The following is a 17,434-nucleotide window of genomic DNA, read 5'->3' as shown; positions in this document are numbered from 1 at the left end:
TTTGCCATTGCAGTAACTTATGCATTAGCCTCTTAACAAATACAAACGTAAAAAAACCATTACGACTTGTGAAACACGACCGTTTTGGAGTTTATTCAATTGTTTTAACCGCGAAGGATTCAGGTTTGAGAGTTGTTGCTTTACTAATTATTCTCGGTGGGTGTGTTCAGTTATATGGAGCTGTTTGGGGTTTCAATGACATTCCATCGAAAGCTAAAAGTGACATGCTATTGGGGGTGACGTCATTAATATTTGGGGTTGGGATCTTCTTTGCCTCATCTTCTGTAAAAAAGAATCCAAAGTCGTACTTTAAAGGATTTAGCGTAGTTCTTCTTGTTATTTATTTCTCTGTTTCTTATCTTGCAACACTGAGCAATGTTACTCCATAGCGGTTATAACAAAACGTTCAAGTCGCAACCCGCTGCGCGGGTTGCTGGGAAAAAACAATGCGGCTTCGCCAGTTTTGCTCAAGAGCCTACGTCCTGTATTTGGAATTAAGAAGCCACAAGAGGAGAATTTTGTGCGAAGATTTGGATTTATAGTCTTAGCTTTTTTATTTTGCGTCTGCGTAGAAGCAAAGACGGAAATCAGTTTTCAATCCGGCCACACTGCCTCAGACTGCGCTAGCTACAACCACCAGCGTAAATCAGAACGCTTAGCTGATACTGTTTACAATAGGATGATCGCATCGGAATACCTTGAATGTTCCTTATCTCCCAGTCTACGCCATCTACCAAGTTACACGTTATTATTAATCCAAGTTAATGAGCAAGTACGTGTTCGTCAGTTCCCACTTTCTCTAGCACAAATGGTTGATCGCAATGATAAGTTAAAAGCCTTATTTATGGTCCAAGGCAATGATTCGCTGGCGTATGAAAAAGAGAATCACAACGTGAAGATTGGTGTGAAAGGTATGCTGACTGATCAAAAATATTTGCTTTGGGTTGTCGATGAAAGTCTTGATGCTAATTATCGAGCATATTACCCAGCCGTTTTATCCGTTGATAATGGAAAATTCGAAATTGAACCGTACTATGCAAGTGGCTTCTAACACGCCGAACAACGCGCTCGTTTGCACGCCTACTTGCAGCGGCTTCGCCCATTAATCAAATGTTCTTAATAAGGATGGGAAGTGAAAAAACTAGCTTTAATTGTGCTCCTATACTTTAGTGCATGCGCATATTCTGATGAATTGATGAGAAGCGATGATGGCTTGGCTCATATTCTCTCCACGATGAATGTTCTATACGAAAGCTCTGGGCTTCCAATTGTCAAAGTAATACAAAGTTGGGAGGAGGTTTCAGAATGTTCTGGTCCATGGCAATCATGTCCTAATTCCAGGTTGTTCATTTCATCTAGTATGGGAGATTTACATGAATCTCCTTTACTCTTCGAACTTCCTACAGCAAAGGGATGGCATGTAATGCAGACTACAGAAACAGAGAATGAGATAGTGGTGTCGTTGTTAACAACCTTGCCAGACACTAATGTATCTGCGAAGTCACGAAAAGAATGGAGCGTGAAAAAGTATAGTCTAAAGATATCAAAAAACGATGGCACTATTTCATTGGTAAAATAATACACAACAAGCCGCCCAAGTTACTTACAAGATGGCTAGGACGTCCACAAAGTCACTTGTTTTGTGCTTGAATATCATGAAACAAACACCCCTGCTTCGCACTCACTGAAGAACAAAAAATTATTTCCAGTTTTGGGAATCGCTAGTATCTATCAATGCTCAATCAATTTCAGATGCTTTAGGTGTTTAAACTCCGTTATTGAATGGCATGCTCAAGGAGTTAACCTACATCACTTTGCTAACTTCAAAGAATTCTCTTGGTGTGAGTTATCTATTAAGGGATATTCCTTTGCTTCAATCACATAGATAGAATGTAAAAATGAAGCTACCGTGGCATTTTTTTGCGATGACTTATCGAAGCTAAAATTACTGACGGAACCCATCAAGAACGGAATTACCTAGCAAGCTATTTAACAAAGACGTCGTGAGGCTACATGAAATTTAGGTACTTTAGAGATCCAGAAAACTTTGCGTTTAAAGTTGATGAAATATCAAAATGCACAATCTGCGATAAAGAAGGTTTGTGGTTTTATGCAGGCGGCTATTATGGTCCCAATGAAATAGATTGCATATGCGATACCTGCCTTTCCGAGGGCAAACTCAAGAAACTTGAAATTAAAACAAACGAGGCCACTCAAGGTAGCGTAGAAGAAATAGAGACAATTGTGTACAAGACACCGAGTCTACCAACCTGGCAAGATCTAGATTGGCCATTTATTAACAATCAATATTGTGTCTTCGAGTGCTTAGCTTCAAAACAAGATTTTGAAAATAAAGATGAGTTCATAAGTTCATTTATGGATTTTGATATAGAAAATACAGATTTTGATTGGCTTTGGGATGTTCTTCCTGAGAAGAAAATTATCAACCACAAAGAAGGCAACTATGATGTTTCAGTTTACTTGTTCACTTCTAATGGCAAAAAATATTGCACTTGGGATGCGAATTAAAATCACTGCACACGATTGCCGCAAGCTGTCATGTTTTTTGTGGAACAAGAGCAGAATATGCGCTACTTGCTACGCAAGTTGGAATTTTAAAGAGCGTGATCGTGCCTATATGCCAGAGGAGTTACGGTGAAATACTTTTTGTGCGTGATGTGTTTGATTTCATTCGTTGCACTGTGTGAGCAGCCAAGTCATGTTTCATTCACTGTATCTTCTTTTAGTTTTAAAGAGCCTTGGGAACACTACAAGGCTTCAATTTTTAGTGATGGAACGACATTTCTGATAATCGAAGACGATGCTGCTATAAGCCGAGCGTACAAAATCGAAAACAAGTCAGAGACTTTTTCAGAAGTACTGCGGATCTTGGACAATCATCAATTCACAGAATTTTCAGATAGCTATGGCATGAATCCAGACGGCGTGGACCCACAGTGTAAAGAACTATGGAGCCATAATGGTTACAGTTTTCTAACGCTTCAATATGTGGGTCAGCAGAAAACAGTGCGCATAAATCATGGCTGTAAGGGGTTCAAAAGAGAGGAGGAATTTAAGGCTCTTTCCAGCAAAGTAAAAAATATAATGGGTTTAATGAGCTATGTTGGCACATAACAGAACAAAAAGACGTCAGAGTCGATTAAACTACTGCATGTCTCAAGGAATGAATGGAATTCACAGTAAGTAGAAAAAAAATCCCACTGTATTGGGTAGTCAGTAGCTTAGTCGTCACTTTGGTAGTGTCTACTATTTCTATGCTCTATTGGAATTACACTTATGTACCCCAGCCAAATGTCGATTGGCGCCCAATCGATGATTTGTTTGGCATGATAACTATTTTGCCCATCGGCTTTCTATTTTCGATTGCTTTGCCGTGGGGATGGGCTAGCACTCTAGGTATGGCTCTATCATTTTGGTTAAGCGACACAAGGCCACTCTTAATCTCAATAATAAGTTGTTTCGTTTTTGGCCTGTATTGGCCAAAATGGTATGTAACTCTGATGGGGGTATAAACAAATTAACACACTCGCTTCGCGTACTGGGACGCAAACGCAATACCACATCGCCATTTTCGCAGCAAAGACTCACCCGTTATCGGGATTTTATAAACCAAAAGGATGATTTTTACTTATGGATGACGCTCCTAATTTTGAAAACTATTCATATGATGAATTGCTTGAAGCCAAACTAAACATCGACAAACAACGGTACCCTGATAGGTACAACATAATCAGCGAGCTGTTATCAAATTTCGACGAGCAAAATGGCACTAGTTCTGAAGAAACTCTCTCTAACGCTGACCGCTATTCAACGTTTTGGCCTCGATGTTGGGCAGCTTTTATCGACGGGATTCTATTTGCATTTGTTATTTACATAGAATGCCTAGTTTTTGGCGTTGAGTACGCTAGAGAAAATAGTCTCATACAAGCGTTAAATGGCGTGCAGTTGTCTGTTTACTTCATCATCATGCATGGGGTGTATGGTCAAACTCTAGGAAAAATGCTAGTTGGCGTCCAAGTCCTAAACTACAAAGACGAAGGAAGAATTCACATTCCTCAGGCATTTAAAAGAGAGTCAGTCAATCTAGCTCTGAACAGTTTTTGGGCGATTTTAGTCGTCGCCATCACTATTGAAATGAGTATGCACAATGCGATTTCACAACCGCTTGTTTTTTCTTCTATTCTCTTGGGGATATTCTCATTTTTATGGACGCTATCTGAGTTTGTAACGATGTTGTTCAATAAGAAGCGTAGAGCTCTTCATGACCTAATAGGAGGTACTGTAGTTGTGCGTACATGAAGAGTCACTCAAGCTCGTTCGTAAACTCTCAGGGCCAATTAACAAAGTTTTAAGTTTGCGTATTACCCACAAAAAGTGGCTGAGAGGTTGCCCTGGTTGTTAGTGTTATACGATCACTTGGATATAAGTTGTTGTGAATAATTGGAGCAAACAAACTTTCCAACCGCCCCCAAACTCAATAGTTTGGGCCGTTTTAAAAAGGCGATAGGCTTCACTGTGATTTTAGATTCCCGCAGTCCTCTTACTATTTTTTCAATCGTAATATTAATGTTATTACTTGTTGGCATTTGGGTAATTGGATATTCAATCAGTGAAAGCGAAAGGAAAAATGACACACTTAAACTGAACGTGCAAAAGTGGGTTTCAAATCAGCCTTCGCTATACCGCTATAAAGTTTCATCTGGTTGTATGTGGATACACTCATACAGAATTGAAAAAACTGAATTAGGCTTAGTTTCAACACCAGCGGAAAAATCCCCTGTTATTAAACCAATAAGCATAGATGACTTATTTGACGAAGTCAGAAAGGCAAATCTAATGTCGCACAAGGTGTCCATTGAGTATCATCCATTTTTTGGCTTCCCCACCATTATTAACGTAGACTGGGAAAAAGAAGTCATCGACGATGAGTGCTTTATACAAGTCAGTGAGTTTGAAGTTTTAAACAGTAGTAGAGATTAACAAAACGCTCATTTCGCAACACGCTGCGTGGAGAGCTAAGCATATAGCACAGATAATCATAACAACTTACCCAGAGTCATTAGAAAAAGACGTGATTCAAGTAACACTTATCTACGGTTACGATATTGGTATTACATCTAATTGGAACAGTTTTAACCACGTATTTAATCCTCAAGATCTCAATGCTTTGGAGTAGTCGCGAGCATCGAACGATTTCAGGTGTAAATATTCAAGATACCAAAAAGGAAGTTTTATGAGATATTCAAAAGAAGAGATGGAAGCGGCACTGCAAGAGCTCAATCAAAAGCAAAAACCAGTTTTCGGTTTGCTCGGGGCGCTTATCGGTGCTTTTGTTGGTTTTGTAATATATATGCTGATCGCTGAGATGGGAGTCGCAATCATATTGATGCTTGCCGTTCCCCCCGCTGCAGTTGGTTTTATTGCGCGCTTCACAGGCCAAATGTTTAAGTTAAAGTACCGGCTTCCTGTGGGCATTATCGGTGGCGTGTTACATATCATCGGCTGCTATATGCTCGGGCTTAATCCCCTTTTCTATCTTTTTACACCTGTCGCATTTGGTATTGCGATAACACTAAGTAAAATAACATTGGAACGGATTCATGTGTTGGCAATTACCCAACAAGAAATGGGCAAACTCAATATTGAATAATGTTGTCACTGTGCTTCGACCACATAAACCAGACTTCTTTAACGATTCTCTGCGAGTACTATCGTGCATTTTGCACTTTCATTGCTATAAAGGTACATCTTGAAATTCAGCTCACCCATTCAAGCTAGAACATTTTTAAAATCACTCGGGGCTTGTGACCGACTTATTACACATTTGCTGTTAGTTGGTGAAGCAGCCGAGGAATTGATCACCTTTTTGTCGTCGTACCCCTTAGATCTGGATTACGATTTTATAAAGATTGGTGTAGCAATACACGATGCAGGTAAAATTGAGTTCACGAATGAACTCGATGGACCGGGCAGTGAACATGAACCTGCTGGAGAACAACTGCTTCTCAAACACGGTATCGATAGCAAAATTGCCCGTTGCTGTTTATCACATGCTAGGTACAACGAACTTGAGTGTTCGCTCGAGGAGCTGCTAATTGCACTTTCAGACAAGCTGTGGAAAGGCAAAAGAATCGAACCGTTAGAAACGCGAATAATTCGGCTCATTGCAGGCAAGCTCGGTAAAGACTACTGGGATATATATTTAGACTTCGACAGCTGCTTTGAAACAATTGCCCTAGGAGGCGATGCCAGATTGGCTCGTAGCCGCTAAAAATAGTTAACCATTCATCACGGAATACCTGTTTTTAGTCACTAACCCATAGAGAATATGCTGGAATATCGGCCAAGGAGAGAGAATGTCGGGCTCAAAGATCGAGTCATTCCCATCAGAGGTTATCAGTAAACTTCAATATTACGTCTATCGATTAATCGACCCGCGGAATGGAGAAACCTTTTATATTGGTAAGGGGCAAGGAAATAGAGTTTTTACCCATGCCGCAGGAAACTCAGCAAATAACGAATTAAGCGACAAGCTTGCAAGAATTCGTGAAATACAATTGGCCGGGTTTGAGGTATCCCATGTTATTCATCGACACGGTCTATCCGAGGAGACCGCTTTTGAAGTGGAAGCGGCACTAATAGACGCTTATCCTGGCATTACCAACATAGTGAGTGGGCATGGCAGTAACGACTACGGTGCCGCACATGCTGCTGAAATCATAAAAAAATACGCAGCCGAGGCTGCAGAGTTTCATCACAAAGCGTTAATTATTTCAATCAACCGAACTGCGCTAGAAACTTCAGTTTATGAGGCCACACGGTACGCTTGGCGTATCAGTGTAAACAAAGCCTGCGAAGCTGAGGTTGTCCTTGCTTCAGTCCGCGGAGTCATAGTCGACGCCTTTGTCGTGAAAAACTGGATGCCAGCCAATTCGGAAAACTTTCCTGGCAGAGAACCCGTCGAAGGGCGCTATGGATTTATCGGAGAAAATGCTCCACCGCAGTTGAAGGCAATGTATGTGGGCAAAAGACTACCAGATACACTTCGAAAAAAAGGTTCATCAAACCCAATAAAGTACACTTGGTAACAGTTCAGAGGTGCAAATCATTGCGCCCGGCCAATTGTCATTGAGAAAATCACCAAATCACAATAAGGAAGCGTGTTTTAGCATGGAAAGATTCAACGGATTCGTAAAGTTAAGACCGTCATCACGAACAGCCATGCCGTTGGCATTCTTTTTATTGTCGTTTTATAGCTCGGCCATCAGCGCTCAAAACCTGTGCCCGCTCAATGACAATGTGGCAGAAGATATGAGAATTGAGGAATCAGAATTCAACAAACACAACGCCGAGCAAGCCGCGCTCTACTTATTACGCATCGTTCAAGATGAGAACACACCACACGAGTGGTTTTCCATCCCCAATGCAACAAAATTCATTCGTGGCTACGCCCTGAGGCGAAAAGCAATATTAGTTGATGCTCCATCTTTAACAATTGACCAATTTTGTCAGTTTTATGCCGAAGAAGGCTGGTACTATGACTAAGTGTTGGGTATAACCAATAACTTGCTAGTTGTGCCAAGGATGCGCAAAACCCATGTTCAAATTTGTATTTTTCATTACCGCACTTTTATCAATCACTTGTTTTGCAGGAGAATATGCGGAGCAAGCAAACGAAAATCCATTCATGAATGGCGAACTTAACCCCTTGTACGAAGGTGAACTCACGGCGTTAGGTGGCACAGTCATAACCCATATTGAGTTCGAAAGTAATCATTTTTATCAACTCGACCTCAAAATCGAAGGCATCGAGCCGATCTGGGTAACGAGTTTCATACAACCTGCGGGTAAGCCAGTAATTGAAAAAAATGATCGCGTGGTATTCAAAGGATACATCTCAAAATCAGCCAGCCTAGACTCCACGGGAAACCTAGGTGAGACTATTAAATCGAAAACCCTATTGTTAGCAATATATGTCCAGAACCAAGGACCCGAATAAACAATATGACAATGGAACACTTGTGGCATGGATTTCCAGCAGGTTGTTTACCCACTTTGATAGTAAGCTACCTATACACTCACTAACCATTCTTTATTAAAAGGACTTTGATGAAACAACTTACCAGGCTTATCCTCTTGCCTCTCCTATGCGTCACGACACACGTTTATTCCGCAGTTAGCAGTGGAGAGTTTAATATTTCTTCTGTTGAAGTCACTGACACCTTCTTTACTGTTTACTCTGCGTCTGGGCCGGTTTCTAGCGACAACTGTGAAGACAATGCAAAAATCGTTTTTTGGCGCGATGACTATCCAAACGGATATGACTCGATGTTGAGTAGTGTGCTAGCGGCACACATGGGCGACAAAAAAGTGAGTATGTGGCTAAATGGCTGTAAGTCAGGGCCATGGGGTAAGACACTTCCTCATGCCGAGTCAGTTGTTGTGACAAAAAACTAGAGTAAACCCGGGTCATATGCGGAGCCCAAATTACAACAAAACGGCAACTAAAATGGCGCTAGACATAATCTTCAGTGGCTATTTAACATCAAAACCGAAAACTACAACGATAACAAAGAGAGCTTATGATCATGGATAGAAAGTTAATTTTAGGTAGTCTAAGTGCGTTACTGCTCACCGCCTGCAACTCTACACCCCAAAGTACGGTAACTCACTATGAGGCAGATGAAAATTTAGCGTCTTCTCAACAAATTGAATGTGTTCCTGTCACTGAGCTTTCGAATACGAGCAATCCGGTTGATATATTCGGAGGGCTAAATAGTTGTTTAAACCAACAAGACTACAGCAACGCTGCACAACTTTATTTTGCTGGTATGTCATATGGTTTTTTTGACACTAAACGCGTTTCAGACAAGACGGCTCATCAAGCCATCAGTGTGCTGCGAATGAACGTATTTGGAGCACAATCTCAGGATACGTTGGCCTCATTTCAGGCCGCACTTGAAAATGTAACGAGTGACAACAGTAACATTTGCCAGCGCCTCGCTGAATTAGGTCCACCAGCTTACAAGCCTACCTACATGATTCAGCATGGAATGGCGGCGTTCACTGGCCAAACGACCAAAGACGGATTAGTAGAAAATTTTGACTCGAATACAGCATGGCAAGACACATTAAACACCGTTTTGAAGTGTCTCGACAATGACTAGGCTCGCCTAATAACTGTGTCGTCGAGTCCGATGAAGCGCACGCAACCTCACCTACACGAATGCCTGTGCTGAAGATAAGAAGCCTTATTGGAAACGTAAATGAACTGACATAGGCTTTAGCGATAACGAGATATATTGATGAGTGACCGCAATAGATGAGTTTGAATCAGCAAGGCATTGAAAATGTTTCGGAGAGTGTTGTACTTGTCGAAAACGAATACTACGACGGCCCTCGTACAGGAATAACTATATTGCACAACACACCATACAGGTTCATTTCTGATTTTGACAATAACATTGGTTATCTCGATACTTTTAGTTTAATTCCAATATCGAACTCAGAATTGGAATTAGAAATAGAACAGTGGCGAATCTTCGTAGACTGGAATAATGACTACGAAAGCGGGAAAGTGGCATCAACTTCCCATCCTGGACATGGAGGAATTTCACCAAGGTGGGATGAGATTGAAAAGTGCTTACAGCGACCGAGAAAAGATAGAAATGGGCTAACTCTCAAAGCTACAGCTGAATTCAAACATAATGGACAAGCAAAAAGGTATGATCACGGCGGGCCCTGTTACACCGCTTCATGGACTTTTTTGCACGACTAACCTCACTACTACGTTATTAATAACATTTGGAAAAAACATGGACAGTTTTAACAAACACGCGAATACACTTTTACTCTCTGCTTGCATGGTCTTGGCTTTGATTGGCTATGGCTCGTCGATATTTTTGGCAGGATTCGAAGAGGTTTTCACAAAGTTCGAAGTAGACTTCCCATTTTGGCTAGCTTGGGTTATGCCCTCTTTTCATTACTGGCCACTCACGGCAATTATCTACCTTGCACTGTTTATCATTTCATTTGTTGCGCCACTTAAAAGCTCAAAGGCATTTAATCGGTTCTCTGTAGGTTTTTCGATAATGGGCTTTATGCTGTCAGTATTGCTGGTGCTATTTACTATGCTCACCATCTATTGGCCTTTAGCCAGTAATACTCAATAGCGCTAAATCTAAAGAGCATGTTGCTGTCCATTCAGGCTTCAGAACACATCATAAAAGGAGAATCATGGACTCTTTTGAATACCAGATTGTAAAAATTAACGGGTTATTTAAGTTTCGCGCAACAAAAACATTGGAAATCGAAACCGCTTGTACTGAACTCGGTGCGGAAGGATGGGAATTGGTTTGTGTAAACTACGATTGGCTTTTAGTGTCTTACCAACTCTTTTTCAAACGGAAAATAAACAACTCTTCGGAAACTTTCTCGCCGCTAACAAGAGACGAGGAAAGTGTCGTTTTTAATTAAACTGGCAAATTGAGGATACGGTCAATGCAAGATAAAACTCGGTGCGAATCGTGAATTTAGTATTGTTACCAGGCATGGATGGTACGGGCGAACTATTCGAGCCCTTTACTGACATTCTACCTTCAAGTGTGAATGCCCTTGTTGTTCCGCTACTGCAGGAAATAGGGGCATCTTATCAAGCGCAAGCCCGATATGTAGCACCAAAGATACATGGCCCGTCCATCATAGTAGCCGAGTCCTATTCTGGTATGGTGGCTTTAGCGTTAGTGAAAGAGTTTCCAGAAAAAGTAGAGAAAATCGTATTTGTTGCGAGTTTCTTGAGTTCGCCTTCTCGGCTATCCAAGCTGGCTGGCAACATACCACAGCCGTTAATCAAGCTTGCAAAAGAGCCGAACTGGTTGCTAGAAAAACTGTTATTTGGACGGGGCGATAAGCAGTACTTACGAGAGAAATTTAAGCAGGTGATGTCTTCTATTTCTCCAGCTCTGATACAGTTCCGGCTTAGACAAATTTCGAGTATTGGTGCGCCGGAGGTTGAATCGACAGTGCCGAGCCTCTACCTTTTGGCTAATCAAGATACATTGGTGTCGAAAAGCGTTGTAGCCATATTTATCGACACGTTCAAAAACGTTATCGTCAAAGAACTTGATGGGACGCATTTTTTGCTTCAAACCAATCCCAAAGGAGCGTGGCATGCAATACAAGCTTTCGTGGAAACGCCGGAATAAATTAACGTCACTACCTCTCCTGCTTGGTTGTACAGTCACCTTGAAACAGCCAACGTTATAGCGCAGTTTGTTATGATCTCAAGTGGAATGTCTCAGCCGAGAACCCAAAAGTGCACTCGATGTGGTATGCATTACAATGAGGATGACATTGCTTGCCCGTATTGCGTCGGTATGACCAATGAAGAAATCATTAGCCAAGTCCATATCAAAAACGCGACTGAAAGAGAAAAACACGCAAAAATCGGCAAATATTTTGTTGTCGCCGCAATTGTCATCGCTATGCTAATGCTAGTACTGCGCTGGGCGATAGCTGGCAGTATTTGAATGGGCAAACATGCCCACAATACTGGGTTGATGGGTGTATTGTGGGCAAGGTGTATTCGGTCTATTCAATTGCGTTTTAGGTATTTGCCTAGACGTCATATTTTTTCGAATATTGTTTGAACAAAAAACCAACGTAAACCGGCAGTGTCCAAAACGGCGCCAACATCATGAAAGCCAGTATTGGCCCAACTTTTTTCGGTTCTGGCGTCAACGCCGAGATGATGCCGTATCCGAATAAATAAGGCACGGTTAAAAATGCTAGGGCGAACAAACTAAAGACCCAGGCTGAGGGTTGGCTATTTTTCAAGTATAAGTATGTACTAGCGGCAAACACCATGGCCCACAGGATAGCCGGGATGTTGATAAACATACCGAATTCCAAATGTTTAATACCACTTTCATGCCAAGCTAACTGCCAGAATTCACTGTTAAACACAATCGTGTGAATCTCACCGTCCAATAACAACTGCCACAAGTATTCAGAGGGTTCACTGACATTCGATAGCCACCCTACAAATACAATAATTGTTGGCAGTAACATCAAACAAAATATGATACTCAGCGCCTTTAGAAATTGCGTTGTTTTCACCATGGCTTTTTGTCCATCCCAGATTGCTGAGGCAGTTTGGCGTAGTAACCAAGCTGAAGTTTGTAAGCCCGCTTGCGATCGGTCTTGATATTCCTCTTCCATATCACCTATTAACTCTTCGCGATATGCGGGATTGCTGAGGCGCGATAAGAGCCACACCGCAATTTTGGGTAGGGTTCCCATCGGTTCGGCTTGCGTATTTAAATTATGCATAACAATTGCCCTCGACTTTAAGCGCAACACCTTCCCACATTGTATCCATGGCTTGCTTTGTGTGTTTGAGAGCGGCTTTGCCTTCGGCAGTAACAGTGAAAAAGCGTTTTGGTCGGCCACCGCGTTGTGAAGTCGCATCACCAAGTTTAGACACAACCAGCCCTTTTTTCTCCATGCGTTCCAATGTTGAGTAAAGCGCGCCTAGCGCCACATCTCTAGCAATATCCGACAGCAATAATTGGCGTATCGCCGCACCATAAGCGTTGGAGTCTAATTTCAATAATGCGAGCAAAACGATATGTTCAAACTCGCCTAGTGATTTTGGGTTCATCGTGACCTCCTTAATTTTCCTACAATGTAGTTATTGATAGATATAGTTGCAACGTCTATTACTACATTGTAGGAATTTATAGGTATACGAACGTATGTAAATTCATAACCAAATGGGATGGTATAAGATCAGTGCATTGTCATGCTAGTCGGCGCGTTTACCGTTTTGTACCGCAGCCATACCCAACCGAAGTCCTTCACTCTGATCGATGGTAAACTCGCTGAGTTCGTGAGTTTCACCATTCGTCCCTGTACTGCGAAACACCACTGACAGCATCACATCTTCCACTACGTCTTTGGTATGTGGAAACCTCGCATCGATAAAGTACTCACACTTCTTCGCATTGATATCGACGATGAACTGATTGTGTTCTCTTATAGTGATTTCTGGCATCAACCCCGTTTTGCCTGTGGCATCGAGAGTTTCACTGGACGCGATGTATTCCCCCACCAGTTCATTCACCGCGGCTTTGAACAAGCTTTGATTGTGCTCAGTGTCGCAATTCAGGTGAGAGGTCCCACAACCTGTCAGCGCCAGCGCTCCTGCACAACACAACAACACGTTTAAGGAGCGAATAGAGTGTACTGACATGTGAAAACCTCTTAAAAAACTGAAAAATAAGACAATAGAAGATGATAACCGACACAAAGACTACCACAGCGGCGTCACGGCTTTGAGCAAAATAGATTAAGCAGTGTTTTATCAACGGACAAAAGATAGCGAGAGCCAACAGCCCTCGCCGCCTTTTACCCTTGCATCACTTTACCCGCCGTCCAATCGCAAAGCCACCGCAGAGGATCAATAGCCAATACTCTAGGCTACCACCAGAACTTGAAGGCGGAGGATCCACAGGCGGTATTGGCGGGGCAACAACCTCATTAATCTGTATGCTTACCGTAGTATTCGCACTTAGCTCACCGTCTGTAGCGGTAAGCTCAAAACTGTAACTACCCGCCGTATCCACGCTACCCGAAAGCTCGGCACCATCACCGAGTACAAGTCCAGAAGGCAAACCCGAGGCCGAATAGGTTAACGTATCGAGATTCCTATCAATGAACAAATCGGCCAGCGTTACCGCGAGTGCTTCACCTTCATTAAGGTCAATACTTACGCTCTCACCGACAAATTGTGGTGCTATGTTCTCATCATCCGACAACGTCAGCTTGAATGCGCCTCGTCCATAGGTGAAAGCAAACAAGGTGGTTTGTCTGTTTTGTCTCACTCTAACGAGTTTTTCTACGGGTGTATTTGGAAAACCAGCACCAAACGGTTGCCACGTTTGTCCTAAATCTCGACTCACATACACCCCCAAATCCGAAGCAACATATAATGTCGATTCATCTTCAGGCGCTTTGATTACATCGTGAGCTGGGATATCCGGAAAGCCATTGTCTCCCACACTGTCGATATTCTGCCAGCTGACGCCGTTATTGTTACTGTACAGCACGTGTGGTTCGCCAAAGGTTGACACCGTGGCAAAGGCGACTTGCGCGTCGAACAGATGGTAGTGGATAGATGATATAAACCCGTCAGACACCTTTTCTCTTGCCATTTCGTAGGTCGCGTCTGCGTTTAACGCCGCATCGTGCCGATAAACAAACCCATCACTACTACCCGCTAAAACGTAATTAGAGTCATTCGGTTGTACCGCAATGGCTGACAACCAATCCAGCACGACATTGTCGTAATTCGCTGTCGATATTGGCTGCCATTGTTGCCCCCGATTATCCGTTCGCCACAATGACGAGGCTGACAAAAACAAGCGTTCGCCTTCGTTGGGATCCACCAGATAAGGCGTGATAAACGGCGCTCGTTCAGTAATCGTAGCGTTAACATCCGTCGTTGTTAGGTCATCAAGATTTAAACGGTTGATGTTGGCAAACTGTGAGGAAATATACACTTGTCTAGAATCGGTTGGATCAAACGCCACATAAGCGCCGTCACCTCCACCAATTGGCTGCCACGCTTCACCATTAACACTCATGTAAGTACCGTTATCTTGCATACCGCCAATCACGATACTGCCATCAGGCGACACATCGCCATGGTAAAACTGGTTTACTGCGTAATCATTGTTAGTATTACGCCACACGATATCGCTGCTTAGCGGATCACAGGCCGCTTGGGATGTTGTGGCATTGGGGTTAGACGTAACAAACAAACCACCGTCGTTGGCATTGAACATCCGGGTTTCAGTCACACCATCATAATTGGGATGAAACACCACTAAGTGATGATCAGCGTGCACGTAACTTGGTGTTGTCGTACCTCCAAATTGTGGGTTAGCCCACCAGTAAGATGCAATACCAAACGTCTCGCCACCGTCATCCGAACGCATCAAGTCCAATGCCCCTACCCACAAACGCTCGTGGTCAATTGGGTCTATGGTCAGTAAGCTGCTGAACCAACCTTGACCAAAAATACGCTGTTGGTCGAACTCATTCGCAGGGCAATTAAACGCCGTAAGTGGCATGGATAGTAACAAACGGCTAATGAGATTTGGCGAATTCAAATCCGTGACTAAACGGAAATTTTCGCCACCATCGTCAGAGCGGTACAAGCCTTTTAAAGCATGCGGAATCGCTCCCAATTCGTTTTGCGCAGCTAACATGTAAACCGTATCTGGTTGTGATGGTGCAAAAGCGATTAACGTGCGGCCTTGGTCTTCGTCGGCCAACACTTCCTGCCATGTATCTCCGCCATCGATACTTCTAAACACGGCTGATGCTTGGAAACTACCGCAAGAGGCCATAATGACATTTTGTTCATCTGGCTTGACCTCAATTTCGAGACAACCACCCACTCGGTCGCGTTGGTCAAGGACATTTTGCCAGCTCGTCCCCAAATCCGTGGAACGCCAGATACCTGATCCTGTTGCTGCCAAGATATGGCTGCTTTGACCCACTCGAATTCGGTTCACAAATCGAAAATCAGGGTTATCCAAAGTCAATGCGATGGCTGACCAAGATGCTCCTGCGTCGTCACTGACGAAAATTCCATTACCCTCAACCCCTCTGCTTCTGGTTATCGGCCTGCCGACATACTGCCCTTCTCCGGTGCCCGCAAAAATCATGTCAGGGAAATCGCTGGGGATGGCTAACGTCACTACGGCTAAGTTTTCGATATCGTCAGTCACGGGACGCCACGAGGCACCCGCGTCTTCAGACTTAAATACACCACCAGAGACACCTGCAGCAAACATGATGTCGGGATTATCAGGCTTAAATGTGAGTGCTCGTGTTCGCCCACCTACGTCAAATGGGCCGATTGACTGCCACTGTTCCATGGCCACATTTTTGGCTTGCTGTGCAGAGAAAAAGCGCCGCTTTCTTGCCACGGCTTCTGTTATTGCCGGCTGAGGGAGAACCTCTTTATTGAGGTTGACTCGCTTGGCAGAGTAAAAGTACCCAGCGCCTTTAGGTGACAGCCCTATTGGTTCTTTTGAGAATGCGGTGTGATTATCTGAGTCAGTCCCTTGATATTGAAACAACGCTATCAAAGCCGTGACGATGACAATACCCGTCGACATAATGTATTTCTTTGAAGGTAGCAGCATGGCAATCCCGTTTGCACCAAGAAGTCGTGCAAATAGATATACAGGATTTGTCAGTTGAGATCATCACAGCGGCTGTGACAGTAAAATATTAATGTAAAGATTTGCGAAATTGCCCAGGCGTACAGCCAACTGATTCTTTGAAGGAACGGGTAAAAGGCCCCACAGAAGCAAACCCACTTTCTAACCCTACGACTAACACCGACCAGTGAGACTTGTCCGAATCTTTTAGCAGTGATTTGGCATGAGCAATACGAAACTGATTGACGTATTGATTAAAATTCTTCGCGTCGAGTTGGGAGGTCAGAACTCGGCTAACCCGATATTCAGATACGCCCAATTCCCGTGCGACATCGGCAACTTTCAAATTGGCTTGCAGATAATGCTTTTGATCGATGAGCCACGCTTTCAGATCGGATGCGAGTTTTATGTCTTCCTGATTAATGGCTTGCTCGACGACGGGACTATCTTCGGCTTTCACTGTATTCGAATCAGTGCCCCGGGTACGCAAAAAGATTAGGATTTGCGCCACCAGCATCATAAACAATGCAGCGTAACAGGACAGCCAAACCCGCAAATTTCCATCGAACAGCTCGGCAGGTAGCTGCGGCGCTATCAAGGACACAGAACTCACCGCTAGCGCAAAGGCTGAGAGGTAAAAGCCCCGCTGCATCTTATCTCGAGGCGAAGCCGTTGACCAGCCACGGCAGCCTTCCCAAAAGCTCAATACGATGATGGTGGAGGAAAGCAGCGTTAACACCTCTTGGATAAAGCCTTTGGCAAAAACCAAGCTGTCACTTGTAATGGCGTAGTTCGCCATTGTGAAACTCAAGCCTTGGCGGCTAATCAAAAGCACCGCAATTAACGCAGCAATCAGGACGTGAATTTTGTTGATAGGGTTGTCGGTGCGAAACAGAGCGCGAGTGATAAGCCAAGAACCATTGCACGTTACACACGCACCCATGCCGATTAAATAGTGATAGTGGCCAATGGCGTCAACACTCAATCGCTGTGCCGCAGTCATTGCAATTGAGCCACAGAAGATAGCGAACAAAATATGGACAAGCTGTTTTTGCTTCACCATCAATTGGCCAATCATCAAGCCCAAACTGACGCACAACAGCAATAAGTTACTTTCGGTTAAGCCCATAACGGAATCTCCTCAATCACGCCGCTATCTTAGCAATGACAATTGCTGC

At 43.4% G+C, this 17,434-nt stretch carries 23 protein-coding genes; 18 read left to right on the top strand and 5 right to left on the bottom strand.

From position 1 onward, the window contains the following. The first annotated feature begins 520 nt into the window (after positions 1–520). From AC27G9_RS16630 to AC27G9_RS16545, 18 genes are all read left to right on the top strand, one after another. Complete coding sequence (locus AC27G9_RS16630) at positions 521–1,051, top strand: hypothetical protein (protein WP_487075596.1); 531 nt, start codon at positions 521–523, stop codon at positions 1,049–1,051. Positions 1,052–1,132: 81 nt separating this feature from the next. Further along, positions 1,133–1,579: a zinc metalloprotease gene (locus tag AC27G9_RS16625; protein WP_487075595.1), complete on the top strand. Its 447-nt coding sequence runs from the start codon at positions 1,133–1,135 to the stop codon at positions 1,577–1,579. Between the two features lie 434 nt (positions 1,580–2,013). Beyond that, complete coding sequence (locus AC27G9_RS16620) at positions 2,014–2,529, top strand: CbrC family protein (RefSeq protein ID WP_487075594.1); 516 nt, start codon at positions 2,014–2,016, stop codon at positions 2,527–2,529. 126 nt (positions 2,530–2,655) lie between these two features. Continuing rightward, positions 2,656–3,135 (top strand): hypothetical protein, encoded by a 480-nt coding sequence (locus tag AC27G9_RS16615; protein ID WP_487075593.1) that lies wholly within the window; start codon positions 2,656–2,658, stop codon positions 3,133–3,135. A gap of 516 nt (positions 3,136–3,651) precedes the next feature. Continuing rightward, positions 3,652–4,320 (top strand): RDD family protein, encoded by a 669-nt coding sequence (locus AC27G9_RS16610; RefSeq protein WP_487075592.1) that lies wholly within the window; start codon positions 3,652–3,654, stop codon positions 4,318–4,320. Between the two features lie 141 nt (positions 4,321–4,461). Then, the gene (locus AC27G9_RS16605; RefSeq protein ID WP_487075591.1) at positions 4,462–5,001 is read left to right on the top strand and encodes a DUF6174 domain-containing protein; all 540 of its coding nucleotides are present in this window, start codon (positions 4,462–4,464) and stop codon (positions 4,999–5,001) included. 253 nt (positions 5,002–5,254) lie between these two features. Further along, complete coding sequence (locus AC27G9_RS16600; RefSeq protein WP_487075590.1) at positions 5,255–5,671, top strand: hypothetical protein; 417 nt, start codon at positions 5,255–5,257, stop codon at positions 5,669–5,671. A 99-nt stretch (positions 5,672–5,770) separates the two neighbouring features. Next, complete coding sequence (locus tag AC27G9_RS16595) at positions 5,771–6,292, top strand: HD domain-containing protein (protein ID WP_487075589.1); 522 nt, start codon at positions 5,771–5,773, stop codon at positions 6,290–6,292. Positions 6,293–6,377: 85 nt separating this feature from the next. Beyond that, the gene (locus tag AC27G9_RS16590; RefSeq protein ID WP_487075588.1) at positions 6,378–7,109 is read left to right on the top strand and encodes an LEM-3-like GIY-YIG domain-containing protein; all 732 of its coding nucleotides are present in this window, start codon (positions 6,378–6,380) and stop codon (positions 7,107–7,109) included. An 82-nt stretch (positions 7,110–7,191) separates the two neighbouring features. Further along, on the top strand, positions 7,192–7,566 hold the full coding sequence (locus AC27G9_RS16585) for a hypothetical protein (protein WP_487075587.1): 375 nt from the start codon (positions 7,192–7,194) through the stop codon (positions 7,564–7,566). Between the two features lie 52 nt (positions 7,567–7,618). Beyond that, the gene (locus tag AC27G9_RS16580; protein ID WP_487075585.1) at positions 7,619–8,020 is read left to right on the top strand and encodes a hypothetical protein; all 402 of its coding nucleotides are present in this window, start codon (positions 7,619–7,621) and stop codon (positions 8,018–8,020) included. A 110-nt stretch (positions 8,021–8,130) separates the two neighbouring features. Then, positions 8,131–8,478, top strand: coding sequence for a hypothetical protein (locus AC27G9_RS16575; RefSeq protein WP_487075584.1), 348 nt, complete (start codon positions 8,131–8,133; stop codon positions 8,476–8,478). A 131-nt stretch (positions 8,479–8,609) separates the two neighbouring features. Beyond that, complete coding sequence (locus AC27G9_RS16570) at positions 8,610–9,188, top strand: hypothetical protein (protein ID WP_487075583.1); 579 nt, start codon at positions 8,610–8,612, stop codon at positions 9,186–9,188. A gap of 155 nt (positions 9,189–9,343) precedes the next feature. After that, a complete protein-coding gene (locus AC27G9_RS16565) occupies positions 9,344–9,799 on the top strand; it encodes a hypothetical protein (RefSeq protein WP_487075582.1) in 456 nt (151 codons plus the stop codon). A gap of 37 nt (positions 9,800–9,836) precedes the next feature. Beyond that, positions 9,837–10,193 carry a hypothetical protein gene (locus tag AC27G9_RS16560; RefSeq protein WP_487075581.1) on the top strand — a complete coding sequence of 119 codons (357 nt, stop codon included), beginning with the start codon at positions 9,837–9,839 and terminating at the stop codon, positions 10,191–10,193. 64 nt (positions 10,194–10,257) lie between these two features. After that, positions 10,258–10,497: a hypothetical protein gene (locus AC27G9_RS16555; protein WP_487075580.1), complete on the top strand. Its 240-nt coding sequence runs from the start codon at positions 10,258–10,260 to the stop codon at positions 10,495–10,497. A 50-nt stretch (positions 10,498–10,547) separates the two neighbouring features. Continuing rightward, the gene (locus tag AC27G9_RS16550; RefSeq protein WP_487075579.1) at positions 10,548–11,225 is read left to right on the top strand and encodes an alpha/beta fold hydrolase; all 678 of its coding nucleotides are present in this window, start codon (positions 10,548–10,550) and stop codon (positions 11,223–11,225) included. A 72-nt stretch (positions 11,226–11,297) separates the two neighbouring features. Further along, a complete protein-coding gene (locus AC27G9_RS16545; RefSeq protein WP_487075578.1) occupies positions 11,298–11,549 on the top strand; it encodes a hypothetical protein in 252 nt (83 codons plus the stop codon). A gap of 88 nt (positions 11,550–11,637) precedes the next feature. Here AC27G9_RS16545 and AC27G9_RS16540 read toward each other — a convergent pair whose 3' ends face one another. From AC27G9_RS16540 to AC27G9_RS16520, 5 genes are all read right to left on the bottom strand, one after another. Beyond that, complete coding sequence (locus AC27G9_RS16540; RefSeq protein WP_487075577.1) at positions 11,638–12,351, bottom strand: hypothetical protein; 714 nt, start codon at positions 12,349–12,351, stop codon at positions 11,638–11,640. Then, entirely contained in the window at positions 12,344–12,682 is a 339-nt protein-coding gene (locus AC27G9_RS16535) for a PadR family transcriptional regulator (protein WP_487075576.1), read from the bottom strand. Before AC27G9_RS16535 ends, AC27G9_RS16540 begins: the two co-directional genes overlap by 8 nt. 144 nt (positions 12,683–12,826) lie before the next feature. After that, the gene (locus tag AC27G9_RS16530; RefSeq protein ID WP_487075575.1) at positions 12,827–13,273 is read right to left on the bottom strand and encodes a hypothetical protein; all 447 of its coding nucleotides are present in this window, start codon (positions 13,271–13,273) and stop codon (positions 12,827–12,829) included. Between the two features lie 166 nt (positions 13,274–13,439). Further along, complete coding sequence (locus AC27G9_RS16525; protein ID WP_487075574.1) at positions 13,440–16,211, bottom strand: putative Ig domain-containing protein; 2,772 nt, start codon at positions 16,209–16,211, stop codon at positions 13,440–13,442. A 115-nt stretch (positions 16,212–16,326) separates the two neighbouring features. Next, a complete protein-coding gene (locus AC27G9_RS16520; protein ID WP_487075573.1) occupies positions 16,327–17,385 on the bottom strand; it encodes a helix-turn-helix domain-containing protein in 1,059 nt (352 codons plus the stop codon). Between the last annotated feature and the right edge of the window lie 49 nt (positions 17,386–17,434).

This window comes from Alteromonas sp. 5NS40-0096 (genome assembly GCF_057544385.1).
This window is presented reverse-complemented; position numbering and strand designations above follow the sequence as displayed.